This window comes from Streptomyces gobitricini, assembly GCF_039532985.1.
GTDB lineage: Bacteria > Actinomycetota > Actinomycetes > Streptomycetales > Streptomycetaceae > Streptomyces > Streptomyces gobitricini.
The window spans coordinates 286,342-297,571 of sequence record NZ_BAAASR010000015.1 but is presented as its reverse complement, the minus strand read 5'-3'; the positions used below and the strand labels follow the sequence as shown (position 1 = coordinate 297,571).

Here is an 11,230-nt window from a genome sequence, read left to right as displayed (position 1 = left end):
CGGGGGCGCCGCGCCGACGGGGGCAGCGCCCCGGCCCGTACGGTCCGGGGCGGTCCGGCGGTCAAATCCTGGAGCAGGCGGTGCCGTTGAGGGTGAAGGAGGCGGGGACGCCGTTGCCACCGGTGGAGCTGCCGTTGAGCCCGAAGCTCACCGTTCCGCCTGCCGGGATGGTGCCGGTCCACGGCTCAGGGGTGGCACGGAGCTGGTTGCCCTGCTGGACGACCTTCGCGTTCCAGGAGGAGTTGAGCGTCTGTCCGCCGGGGAAGGCGAAGTCGAGCTGCCAGCCCGTGATGTCGCGGGTGCCGGTGTTGCGGATGTCGACGGAGGCGTTGAAGCCGCCGCTCCATTCGTCCAGGTGGTAGGAGACGGCGCAGCCGCCGGTCGCCGGCCCGTCGGTGGTGGTGACGGAGACGGTGGCGGAGCGGGGGGAGCGGTTGCCCGCGGCGTCCCGGGCGTAGACGGCGAAGATGTGGGCGGTGGCCGGGGCCAGGCCGGTGAGGGTGACAGCGGTGGCGGCGGTGGTGGTGACGGGGGTCTCCCGGGTGCCGTCGACGCGTACGACGTCATACGCGGTGACACCGGTGTCGTCGGTCGCCGCCGCCCACGCCAACCGGGCTCCGGTGGACGTCACGTCGGAGGCGGTGGGCCTGCCCGGGGCGGTGGGGGCCCGGGTGTCGTCCCCGCCGGGAGAGCCGTACACACTCGCCTCGCGGGAGGTCTGCTTGATGCCGTCGGGACCTTCGAAGAGGCGCCTGCCCCAGGTGGTCAGGCGACTCGCGTCGAAGTCGGCCGCCAGGTCGAGGTACTCGACGCCGCCGCCGTTCCCGCTCCAGGACCATCCGAGGTAGCCGAGGTCCAGCTCCCGGGTGGTCGCCAGGATGGCGTCCTCGTCGGGATTTCCGTCCGAGTGGTCGTGCCCGAACTCGCCGACCACGATGGGCAGTCGGCGTGCGACGAACCGGCCCAGGTAGTCCCGTACCTCCGCGGCGGTGTCGAACACGCCGTACATGTGGACGGAGAAGACGACGTTGCGCTGTGGGTCGGCGGCGAAGACACCCGGCGCGTTGTCCCGCATGGTGAAGGTCCAGTCCTGCCCCCAGGCGGGGGCGTCCGCCATGAGGGTGTGGGTGAATCCGGCGGCCCGCAACCGCGTGATGGCGTTGGTGGTGTCCGCGGTCCACGCCGTGTACCCGACGTTGCCGTGCGGTTCGTTGCCGAGGTTCAGGATGACGTACTTCTCCTGCCCCTTGAGCGCGTCCTGGACCTCGATCCAGTAGTCGACCGCGTCGGACAGGGAGATCGCTCCGGCCTGTTCGCCGTATCCGGTGGTGTCATGGGCCTCCAGCACGCAGACGAGGCGGTTGGCCTTGCACTGGCTGACGACCTTCGCGACGTCGGCGGAGTCGTTCTTCGTCCAGCGGTCCCCCGTGCTGAGGACGATCCGCGCCGAATTGGCCCCGAGCGCCTTGGTGTCGGAGAGCGCCTGGCCCGTCCTGGCGGTGTACCAGGCGTGGGCGTGGTTGACGCCTCGCATGACGAAGTCGTTGCCGTTCGCGTCGAGGAGGCGGCCGTCGCGTACGTGGAAGCCGGCGGCCGGCTCGGCGGCCTGTGCCGCGGGTGGGCCGGTGAACATGGTGGCGACGACGGCCAGCAGCGCTCCCGCCGCGGTGGCCAGTTTCCTGCTCATGGGGTGCTCCCGATTCGGTGGCGCGTACGCCGCGTCGGTGCGCTCCGCGGCATACGGCTTTCCTGATGTGGAGGATGCGGTGCTGCCGGCCCGACGGACTTCTCCGACGGCGTGGAAGGGACTTCCCGGCAGCCGTCGGGGCCGTGCTCGTGCGGCCGTCGAAGCCGACTGGTGTCCCGCCGTCCGGCGTCGTGCTGCGGCTCTCACCGGGCGGCGGGAGGAATGGCGCCGGGGACCTGTCGCGCCTGTTCGCGCGACCGGTGCTCACGACGGTCGGTCATCTCGGCCGTCTCGGCGACTGAGGAGAGGCTAGGGCTCCGCGGCGGCTGGAACAAGAGATACAACGGAACCGGTTAAGTTCAGTGCCCGCCCGTGTCCGGGCGATCGCCGGACAGGGCGACCGTGGCACGGAAGGCCGTCCCCTGGCCCGTCACGGTGACGCGCTCCCGGGCGGGTACGTAGACCGCGTGGCCCGGACCGATCCGCAAGGAGATGCCAGCGGAGGTGAGGTGGGCCTCGCCCCGGGTGCACAGGACGATCTGAGGGGCGCCGGGGCCGAGCGGTCGCGGACGCGCCCGGGCGTCGAGCGCCATCCGCGAGAGACGGAAGTCCTCGACGGGCGCCGGATACACGTGCTCGTCCCCTTCGGCGCGGGGGAGCAGGACAGGGGTGGGGAGGGCGCTGAAGCGCACCACCTTCAGCAACTCGTCCCGGTCGATGTGCTTGCTCGTCAGGCCGCACCGCAGGACGTTGTCGGAGCTCGCCATGATCTCCACCCCGAGACCGGAGAGGTACGCGTGCGGGACGCCCGCGCCGAGGCAGAGGGCCTCTCCCGGGGCGAGGCGCACATGCCGCAGCATGAGCGCGGGCAGCAGTCCCGGATCGCCGGGGTGGGCACGTGCGACGGCCAGGTAGGCCCTGAAGTCCGCCAGGCCGGCACACGGTGACAGGAAGCCGGTGAACACGTCCCTCAACGCGCCCTGGTCCACGTCGTCGCGGAGCGCCCCGATGAAAGGCCGCAGATCCGGTACGTCGAGCCGGTCCATCAGGTCGGCGCACTCGCCGGGCCAGATCGCGGAGTCGAAGTCCGGGGCCGGGGCCGGAGCGGGGGCGGGGGCGGAAGCGCGGGGGAGGGGCGGGAGCCGGAGCGCGGGCGTGGCCACGCCGTTCCGGTGACGCGCCCAGGGGAGGGCCACCCCACGGCGCCCCCCCGCACGGGCCCCGGCCCGCAGGCGCACCCCCGTCCGAGACGCGCCCCGAAGACGCGCGGCGTCCGTGGGGGTCCCGTACGGATTCCGGGCGGGGACGTACGGGACTTCGCCGACCGGCCCTCAGCGGGAGGTGTCGAGCACCAGCTTGCCGACCGTCCGGCGGGCGCGGAGGTCCTCGTGCGCCCGTGCCGCATCGGCCAGCGGGTAGACACCGCCGACCCGTGGCGCCAGGCGTCCGTCACCGACCATCGCCAGCAGTTCGGACATCGGCTCCCGGTACATCCCGGGGCGCCCGATCGCGTGCATCAGCCAGAAACCCACAACCGCCCGGGACCGGCCCATCAGCTGTGCGGCGTGGACGGGTTGCGGTGCCTGCCTGCTCGCCATGCCGTACGTGACGAGCCGGCCGAACGGCGCCAGGGCGGCGAGGGACTCCTCGAAGACCTGGCCGCCCGTCATCTCGAGGACGACATCGACCTTCCGGCCTCCGTTGGCCTCCGTCAGCCGGTCCTTCAGCCCGTCCGCGTGGGAGTCGACGGCGACGTCCGCGCCGAGGGAGAGGGCGAGTTCGCGCTTCTCCGGGGTGGAGGCGGTGGCGATGACACGACCGGCCCCGAACGCCTTCGCGAGCTGCACGGCGAGCGACCCGGTGCCGCCCGCGGCGGCGTGCACGACGAGCGACTCGCCCGGCGCCACACGCCCGGAGGTGCGCAGCAGGTGCCAGGCGGTGAGACCCTGCACGATCAGTGCCAGGGCCTGGCCGTCGCTCACCGCGTCGGGGACGTCGATCGCCAGGTCCTCCCGGACCGACGCCTTCTCGGCGTAACCGCCGTAGTTGTCCGCGAGGGCGACGATCCGGCGTCCGTCCTCCGTGCGGCCGACCACCTCACCGCCCGGGATCATGGGCAGGGCGGAAGAGGACAGGTACGAATCCTCGACCGCGTGCGTGTCGGCGTAATTGACGCCGGCCGCCGAGACGCCGACCAGCAGGCGGCCGGGCTCCGGCCGGGGGTCGGGCACCTCCACCAGCCGCAGCACTTCCGGCCCGCCGAATTCGGTGACGTGTATCGCACGCACAGCCGCTCCTCACTTCCTGGGTCGTCCCGTGGGGTGCTCCCGCGGAGCCCCGGCGTCACGTTCCCACCGGGCGAGGAAGATTACCAACTGCTCAGTATGTGACCTGCGCCACGCCCTGGTGGCGGTAGTGGCGGCAGTGGACGCCGACACACGCCCTGTCCGGCCGACGCCCTGACGGGCTCCGCGCCGCGCTCCCGCGTCGGTGACGTCGCGGCGGTCGCCGTCGCCGTCCGTCGCCGGGGCCGTCGCCCTCCCCGCCGTACGGAACCGGCGGCGCGGCGGGGCGCCATGGCCGCGTTCCGGCCCGGCGCGTCCCGGGGGTCGGGCGCGGCGGACGGCTCGTGGGTGCGCCGCCCGGGCGGAAGGCTTCCCCGCTCACGTGCCCCGCCCCCGTCCGGGCTCTCCGCTCCACCCGCCCCCACCACCGGCGAACCACGCGGAGGACGCGCCGCCGACGGAAGGCGGAGGCGGAGGCGGTCCGGCACGGCGGTCCGCGCCGGGCCCGGCGCCCCTCGCCCCCGGCCCGACCGTGACCGGGACCTCGCCGCCGCGCGGCCTCCGCTCCCGGCCGGGGCGGGAACCGGGACGGCCGGCGGCCCCAGGGGCACCGGGCGCCCGGTCCCATGGCCTGTCCGGTCGCGGTGGCGGGGACAGCAGCGCGTGCGCCATCACGAGCAGCACGCCCGCGCCGTTGACCAGGCCGCCGACCACGTCGCTCGGATGGTGCATCCCGCGGTACACGCGGGACACCGCCACGGCGGGCGGCACGACCAGCAGCAGACCGGCGACGACGTACCGCCACGGCCCGCGCAGCCGGCTGACCGCGAGCGTGGCCAGCCCGCCGTAGAGGGCGAGCGCCGCCCCCGCGTGTCCCGAGGGAAAGCTGGAGGTCGGCGGGGCGGGATCGAGCCGCGGCACGTCGGGCCGAGGCCGCTCCACGCACGCCGTGACCAGGAGGAAGAGGAGCGACTGCGCGGCGACCGAACCCACGAGGAACAGCGCCTCCGTCCACCGTGCGGCACGCGGGAGCACGATCAGCGCGACGGCGCACGCGAGCGTGACACCGATGACGCTCTCGGTGGAGGCGGCGAACGCCAGCCACTCCGAGACGACCGTGGCCGTGCCGCTCCGCCGCCCGGCGAACCAGGTGTTGACGGCGTCCTCCGCCGAGAAGGGCCACCGGGCCGCCGCCGGACCGGTGATGAGCAGGCCCGCCCCCACCATGAACAGCCCCAGGAACGGCAACGGCACCAGTGCACCGATCCGTCCCGCCGCCACACCGCCACCCGTCGTCATGGCCGTCTTGTTGCCCCCCGCGCCCGGCCGAACCATGACGATGCGCGGTTCACGACGCCGGGGAACAGGGATCCGGCCTCTCCGGCCGCCCGTCCCGCGCGAGTTCCGCGTTGAACTGCGCGCCGGCCAGCAACACCACGTGGGAGACCCACAGCCACACGAGGAACGCCGCCACACCCGCCAGGGAGCCGTAGAGGCGGTCGTACCTCGCGACGTGCGCCGCGTAGAACGCGAACCCCATCGACGCCAGCAGCCAGAGCAGCACCGCCAGCGTCCCGCCGGCCACCGTCTGCCGCACCCCACGGGACTCGGGCGGTCCGGACCGGAAGAGCAGCAGGACCAGGGCGACGACCACCACGAACAGCAGCGGCCACTTCAGACCCGCCCAGATGAACGCCGCTTGGTGGTCCGTCCCCGTACCCCGGCCGATGGCCCTGGCGACCCACTCGGCGGCGGTCAGCGTCAGCACCCCGCTGACCAGCAGAGCGAGCACGGCCAACGCCCTCAGCAGGATGGCGGGGAACGTCCGCCACGCCGGACGGCAGTCGGGAGCGCCGTACATCGCGTGCAACGCGCGCCGGAACACGGCCAGGTAGCTGGAGGCGGACCACAGGGCGGCGCCGGCGGTGAGCACGACCAGCACCCAGCGCACCGACGGCTCCTCCGCGGAGCCGCCCAGCGCCTGCTCCAGCACCGGGCGGGCCGCCTCCGGCACGAAGGCCCCCAGCTGCGCGACGACCTCCTGCGGAGAGCCCGTGCCGAGCAGCGTCAGCGAGAAAACGGTCACCAGCAGGGCCGGGAAGACCGCCAGGACCGCGTAGTACGTCAACGCCGCCGCCCAGTCGGTGAGATCGTCCTCCCACACGGCGACCGGCGTGCGGGCCAGGGCTCTGCCGTACGCCCTGTGCTCGCGCCGGCCGGACGCCGAGCCGCTCGCGGGGACACCGATCGTCATGAAACCACCGCTCCGTTCCGGCCTGCCGCGACCCGGCCGCCGCCTCTGCGAGGGGAGACCGGCGAGGTCTCCTTCCTGCTGCCCCGCGACGGCGATGTCACGCCACGCCACGGGTGCGGCCGCCACGGGTGCGGCCGGGCGGGAACGCGCAGGCTGATTCCGGGGCGGTGAAGTGGTGATGAGGAGAACATGACGACACCGGAAGCGCGTACCAGGCAGCAGCAGTTGCAACAGCTCGAGGACCGGCTCGGCGAGCGGACACCGCCCCCGATCGACGGCCAGACCCGCATCCCGCTGCCCCCGCCCGGCACGGCGGACGACAAGGAGGACGGAGCCCCGGCGCCATGACCGGACACGGCGGCCCCGGCGTCGGCGCGCCACGGGCCGGAGGCCGGGCCGGGTGCCGGTCCGGCCTCCGTCGGCAGACCTACGGCTTCCGCCGCATGACAGGCGGCGGCGGGACGCCAAGAATGCCCCCATGAGCACCGTTGCCGGCACACAGGCCTATCTCGACCGCATAGGGACCACACGCCCCTCCCGCCCCGACGCCGGCGCACTGCGCGAACTGCACCTGCGGCACCTGCTGACGGTGCCGTTCGAGAACCTCTCCATCCACCTCGGTGAGGAGATCGTCCTGGAGGAGAAGGCGCTGCTCGACAAGGTCGTCCACGCCCGGCGCGGCGGCTTCTGCTACGAGCTGGGCGGCGCGTTCGCCGTGTTGCTGCGCGACCTCGGCTTCCGGGTGGCCTTCCTCCAGGTGCGGACTCTCGACGACGAAGGCCGCATCGGCATCCCCTACGACCATCTGGCGCTGCGCGTCGGCACGGACGACGGCACCGGACCCTGGCTCGTGGACGTCGGGTTCGGCGACCACAGCCACTACCCGCTGTCCCTGCAGGAGCGCCGGGACCAGGACGACCCGGCCGGAGTGTTCCGTGTCGACGAGACCCCGGACGGAGACTGGGAGGTCCTGCGGAACGGGCAGGCGCGGTACCGCGTCGAACGGCGGGCACGGACGCTGCCCGACTTCGAGGCCGGCTCCTGGTACCACCGCACCTCACCGGCGTCGCACTTCACACGGTCCCCGGTCTGTTCGCTGCTCACCGAGGACGGCCGGGTCACCCTCAGCGGCCGCAAGCTGGTCACCACCGCGGACGGGCGGCGCACGGAACGGACGCTGGAGGGCGACGACGAGACGCTGGCCGCCTACCGCGACCTCTTCGGCATCGTCCTCGACCGGCTGCCGGCCGGGCCGGGGACCCCCGACGCCCCGCGCGGGAGCACCGTTCAGAGCCCGGCGACCCTGCCGCTCGCCGACAGCTCGTAGACCAGGGTGACCGTGCGGTGGCTGTCGGGCGGGAGGGCGACGTTCCAGCGGACGACCCCATCGGCGTCGATCGCGTCGGGCACCGGCGAGCAGGCCTCCTCGCGCAGCCGTACGTCCACCGCCGAGGTCTCGGACACCGGGATCCGCTCGCGGAGGGCGACCACCCGCTCGCCGGTCTCCCCGGGGGCGGAGAACCTGGACACGTACAACCGGACCGTGCGGGTGACCACGGTCCGCTGCGTGATGCCCGCGGACTCGCGGGACTCCTCGGTCTCCCGGATCACGCGGTGGTCGTCACGGCTGCCGAACGCGAGCTCGGCGGCGGCGCCGGGAGCGGTGAACTCCAGCATGCCGCGACCGCTGAACCCACTGTCGCGGACCAGGTCCACCGGTCCGGCGAGCAACGCGTGGCCGGACAGGTTGTCGAACCGCACCACCTGGGTGACGAGTGGGGAGAGCTCCGGTGAGCAGGCGTACTCGCTGCCGGCGGCCGTGGTGAACGCCGAGAGCGGCACCCGGTGGGCACGGCCGTCCGAGGGCACGGAGACCGGCGCGGGGGAGTGCAGCACCCGCGCCTCGCCACCGTCGTCGACACCCGGCAGGCCGAGCACCGGGGCGGGGCCGAGGTCCCCGGTCTCCTCCTCACGGACCTCGACGTCGACGGTGCGGCGCTCCGCCGCTGAGCGGTCCTTGAGGATCAGCCGGTCCTCGCCCAGCCGCGGCGGGTCGGTGGCCTGCGCCGACCGGGCCGTCGACAGCGTCAGCCGTACGTCCGACCAGTCCTCGCCGGTGCGCTGCCAGACCATCGCGTCGGTCTCCAGCGTCAGGCAGTCCCCGTCGAGCACGGCCCGGTAGGCGGGCCGCCACAGCGCACACGGGGTGAGGTGGCTCAGGCGGAGCCGGACCGGCCCGGCGACCGCGGCCTCGACAGTCAGCTCGACATGGCCGACCAGCTCGGCGGGGTCCCCCTCGGCGAGGTCCACGGCCCGCTGAGCCTCCCCGAGTTCCTCGGCGAGGCGGGCCAGTCGGGCCTCGGCGGCGCGGAGTCGTTCACCGTACGCGTCGCGTTCCTCGGCCACCCGGTCCAGTTCGCGTGCCCAGCGGGTGGTCGCGGTCTCCCCGGCGCCGGCGCCCTCGCCGATCTCCCGGAGCAGGTCGGCGGCGAGGCGGCCGAGCAGGTCGAGGCGGGCACGCAGCCGGTCGCGTCGCTGCCCCAGCGCGAGCCGCTCCTGCTCCAGGGCGTGCGTCCGCCGGCGCAGGGGGGAGTCGTCGCCGGCGGAGGGCTCCGGCCCGCGGGGCGTCCAGGTCCGGACGATCCGTACGTCCAGCACAGCCGTGGGGTGGTCGGCGGTCAGCTCGGCGTGGAGGGTGCGGTCGACCGCCAGGGCGCTGACCGGCCCGAGGCGCAGCCGCTGCACCCCGGCCTCCAGGCCGAGTTCGGCGGAGCGCTCGACGTGGGCGCGGTCCTCCAGGCAGGTGACGGCGGTGACGGGGAGGGCGATCGGCTCGGGTGCCGTGGACATGAGGTGTGTCAGCTCCTGCGGTTGCCGCCGACCAGGGCCTTGCCGGCCGGGATGCGGATCTCGTAGCCGCCGTCGAGGGCGGCGGTGCCGCCGGCGGGCAGGTCCACCCGCCAGACGCGGGTGCCCGGGGCGTGGTGCTCGGACCCCGTGCCGTCCTCGGGGGCCGTCCAGTCCGCCCGTTCCTCGATGCGGACGTCCGGTTCGGAGGTGACGGGCACCCGCTCGCGGACCTCGACGGTGACCGGCCTCGCGAGCCGGTTGGCCAGCTCCACGTGGACACGGTGGTCGAGCACGGTGGTGTTGTTGCGCAGACCCGAGGTCGACTCGCGCAGGTTCGTACGGCGGGTGACCCGGATGCCCTCGGCCGGCCCGAGCCCCACCCGGCAGACACCGCCGGCGGCGAGCGTGGGCAGTGCGGCGGTCAGCAGGAAGTCGTCGTCGACGGTGACCTCCACCGGGCCGGCCAGCAGGGCCTGGCCGGTGGCGTTGGAGAGCACCAGCGTCGCGTACACGGTCTGCTCCACGGACGGTACGCACAGGTACTCGGTGCGCAGACCGACCGGGATCTCGCCGACGGTGATGGTGTGCCAGGTGCCGTCCGAGGGGACGTCGGCGCGGGCGGCGGCGTCGAAGCGGTGGTCGAAGGAGCCCGCCGACTCGCGGGGCCGCACGGCGTGGCCGGGCAGTGGCAGCGCGGCCACGGCTTCGGCGCGGCGGCGGTACTCGGCCGCCACCGCGTCGAAGGGGGAGTCGGGGAACAGCCTGCCCCTGTGACCGGCCCCGTCCTCCGGGCCGCGCAGCACGAGGGAGGCGTAGTCGAGTTCGGCGCCGCTCGGCCGTGGCGGCCCGGCCGTCGGTGCCGGGGGAGGCGGTGGCACAGCCACTCCGGGAGCTTCGGGCGCCATGGGGGCGGAGGCCGCGTAGGGCCCGCCACCGGTACGCGGCCTGCCGCTCGGCCGCGCCTGGACCGGCTGTGCCTGGACCGGCTGTGCCGGAGCGGGCATGGCGCCGCCGAAGACCCCCGGGGAGGCACCGGCCGCGCCGCCGGGCACCGGGAAGGCGCCGGGGGGCCCGCCGTAGCCCCGCGGTGCCGGAGGCGGCGGAGGCGGGGGGACGGGACCGGGCACGGAACCGGGCACGGAACCGGCCCCGAAGGCCACGGGCGCGGCCGCCGCTGCCGGAGGCGGGCCGGCCGCGTCGTACCCGGTGAACAGGTCGCCGAGCCCCGCCGGGGGCTCGCGCCAGCCGGAAGGCGCGGGGGCGGGTTGCCGGCGTCCGATCCGCAGCGAGCGCAGCCGCGGCAGGTCGGTGCGGCGTCGCAGGTCGGCGGTGGCCAGGGCGACGCGTACGCCGGTCCAGTCCTCGCCCGTGCGCTGCGCGACCGACGCGCGCAGCACCAGGTTTCCGGTGCCGCCGCCCTCACGGTGGGTCAGCCGGTAGCCGGGCACCCAGACGGCGCCCGGGACCCCGTACTCCAGCTCCAGCTCCACATCCTCACCGCAGGTGCCGTCGAGTGCCACGACCGCGCAGACCGTGGTCCGCACGTGCGCCGGCGGTGCGTCGGTGGAGGCGTGGGCGAGCCTGTCCGCGGCGACGGCGAGTTCGTGCTCGACGCGGCGCAGCGCCTCCTCCAGTTCGGTGAGGCGTGCGTGCAGTCCCGTCAGCCGCTCGTCGACGAAGTCGGCGAGATCCAGCCACGCGTCGACCGGCGTCAGGCGGTGCGGGTCCTCGCGCCTGCGAGCCGGCGGAACCGGAAGCAGCGCCCTGACCTCCTCGACCAGGCCCAACTGCCGGTCCCGGCGTGCCAGGGCCGCCGCATGCTCGTCGGACAGCCGCTCCACCTCGCGCCGCGACTCATCGAGCGTGCCGGTGCCGAGCGGCTCGGCCTCGACTTCCACCCGGGCCTCGGTGACGCGCACCCCGGAGTTGTTCAGGACACGGGCCCGCAGTGAGCCGGCGTCCAGCGAACGAGGCAGCCCCGTCACCCGCACCCGGCCGTCCGGCGGCACGCTGCCCCGGGCCAGGCGGTGACAGACCGCGCCTTGCGCGTACACCACGACCGAATCGAGGGTCGACCCCCATCGAGGTGCTGTCCCAGCAGTCATGTACTCCGCCCCCCACCGCGTCCTTGACCGGGCGAAGCCTACGCCCGGG

The 11,230-nt window shown here is 74.5% G+C and carries 9 protein-coding genes; 2 read left to right on the top strand and 7 right to left on the bottom strand.

The genetic code is table 11. The features are described from left to right. Nucleotides 1-61: 61 nt before the first annotated feature. The 5 genes from ABD347_RS13845 to ABD347_RS13825 all read right to left on the bottom strand — a co-directional run bounded on the left by ABD347_RS13845 (nucleotide 62) and on the right by ABD347_RS13825 (nucleotide 6,226). Nucleotides 62-1,687 (bottom strand): cellulase family glycosylhydrolase, encoded by a 1,626-nt coding sequence (locus ABD347_RS13845; protein ID WP_344360638.1) that lies wholly within the window; start codon nucleotides 1,685-1,687, stop codon nucleotides 62-64. Nucleotides 1,688-2,046: 359 nt separating this feature from the next. After that, nucleotides 2,047-2,850, bottom strand: a complete 804-nt coding sequence (locus ABD347_RS13840; protein ID WP_344360635.1) for a cupin domain-containing protein — start codon at nucleotides 2,848-2,850, stop codon at nucleotides 2,047-2,049. Nucleotides 2,851-3,018: 168 nt separating this feature from the next. Beyond that, complete coding sequence (locus ABD347_RS13835) at nucleotides 3,019-3,975, bottom strand: quinone oxidoreductase family protein (protein WP_344360632.1); 957 nt, start codon at nucleotides 3,973-3,975, stop codon at nucleotides 3,019-3,021. A 375-nt stretch (nucleotides 3,976-4,350) separates the two neighbouring features. After that, the gene (locus tag ABD347_RS13830) at nucleotides 4,351-5,271 is read right to left on the bottom strand and encodes a phosphatase PAP2 family protein (RefSeq protein ID WP_344360629.1); all 921 of its coding nucleotides are present in this window, start codon (nucleotides 5,269-5,271) and stop codon (nucleotides 4,351-4,353) included. 49 nt (nucleotides 5,272-5,320) lie between these two features. Further along, the gene (locus tag ABD347_RS13825; RefSeq protein WP_344360626.1) at nucleotides 5,321-6,226 is read right to left on the bottom strand and encodes a YihY/virulence factor BrkB family protein; all 906 of its coding nucleotides are present in this window, start codon (nucleotides 6,224-6,226) and stop codon (nucleotides 5,321-5,323) included. A 189-nt stretch (nucleotides 6,227-6,415) separates the two neighbouring features. On the opposite strand from ABD347_RS13825, the gene ABD347_RS13820 reads away from it, so the two are divergent. Next, nucleotides 6,416-6,574: a hypothetical protein gene (locus ABD347_RS13820; RefSeq protein WP_344360624.1), complete on the top strand. Its 159-nt coding sequence runs from the start codon at nucleotides 6,416-6,418 to the stop codon at nucleotides 6,572-6,574. A gap of 130 nt (nucleotides 6,575-6,704) precedes the next feature. After that, a complete protein-coding gene (locus ABD347_RS13815) occupies nucleotides 6,705-7,553 on the top strand; it encodes an arylamine N-acetyltransferase family protein (RefSeq protein ID WP_344360621.1) in 849 nt (282 codons plus the stop codon). Here ABD347_RS13815 and ABD347_RS13810 read toward each other — a convergent pair. Continuing rightward, nucleotides 7,514-9,076 carry a DUF4139 domain-containing protein gene (locus tag ABD347_RS13810; protein ID WP_344360618.1) on the bottom strand — a complete coding sequence of 521 codons (1,563 nt, stop codon included), beginning with the start codon at nucleotides 9,074-9,076 and terminating at the stop codon, nucleotides 7,514-7,516. The genes ABD347_RS13815 and ABD347_RS13810 overlap by 40 nt on opposite strands. A gap of 8 nt (nucleotides 9,077-9,084) precedes the next feature. Then, nucleotides 9,085-11,181, bottom strand: a complete 2,097-nt coding sequence (locus tag ABD347_RS13805; RefSeq protein ID WP_344360616.1) for a DUF4139 domain-containing protein — start codon at nucleotides 11,179-11,181, stop codon at nucleotides 9,085-9,087. Nucleotides 11,182-11,230: the final 49 nt, after the last annotated feature.

Coding starts and splice junctions, on each gene's coding strand:
- ABD347_RS13830 (WP_344360629.1), bottom strand. CDS start 5,271: ATGACGACGGGTGGCGGTGTGGCGGCGGGACGGATCGGTGCACTGGTG.
- ABD347_RS13805 (WP_344360616.1), bottom strand. CDS start 11,181: ATGACTGCTGGGACAGCACCTCGATGGGGGTCGACCCTCGATTCGGTC.
- ABD347_RS13845 (WP_344360638.1), bottom strand. CDS start 1,687: ATGAGCAGGAAACTGGCCACCGCGGCGGGAGCGCTGCTGGCCGTCGTC.
- ABD347_RS13810 (WP_344360618.1), bottom strand. CDS start 9,076: ATGTCCACGGCACCCGAGCCGATCGCCCTCCCCGTCACCGCCGTCACC.
- ABD347_RS13820 (WP_344360624.1), top strand. CDS start 6,416: ATGACGACACCGGAAGCGCGTACCAGGCAGCAGCAGTTGCAACAGCTC.
- ABD347_RS13825 (WP_344360626.1), bottom strand. CDS start 6,226: ATGACGATCGGTGTCCCCGCGAGCGGCTCGGCGTCCGGCCGGCGCGAG.
- ABD347_RS13815 (WP_344360621.1), top strand. CDS start 6,705: ATGAGCACCGTTGCCGGCACACAGGCCTATCTCGACCGCATAGGGACC.